Source organism: Streptomyces sp. WM6378 (genome assembly GCF_001279695.1).
Classification (GTDB): domain Bacteria; phylum Actinomycetota; class Actinomycetes; order Streptomycetales; family Streptomycetaceae; genus Streptomyces.
This window is the reverse complement of record NZ_LGDD01000269.1, coordinates 1-218: the sequence shown is the minus strand read 5'-3', so window position 1 is coordinate 218 and position 218 is coordinate 1. Positions and strand designations below refer to the sequence as shown.

General features: G+C 55.5%; 1 rRNA gene. It reads right to left on the bottom strand.

Annotation, left to right across the window (positions count from 1 at the left end):
* A 23S ribosomal RNA gene (locus ADK54_RS20910) occupies window positions 1-218 on the bottom strand; the annotation flags it as partial.

Genomic DNA, 218 nt, shown 5'->3' with positions numbered 1-218 from the left:
TGTTCGGACTCGCTTTCGCTACGGCTTCCCCACACGGGTTAACCTCGCTACACACCGCTAACTCGCAGGCTCATTCTTCAAAAGGCACGCAGTCACGACTGCATGTGCAAGCACATACAGCGACGCTCCCACGGCTTGTAGGCACACGGTTTCAGGTACTATTTCACTCCGCTCCCGCGGTACTTTTCACCATTCCCTCACGGTACTATCCGCTATCG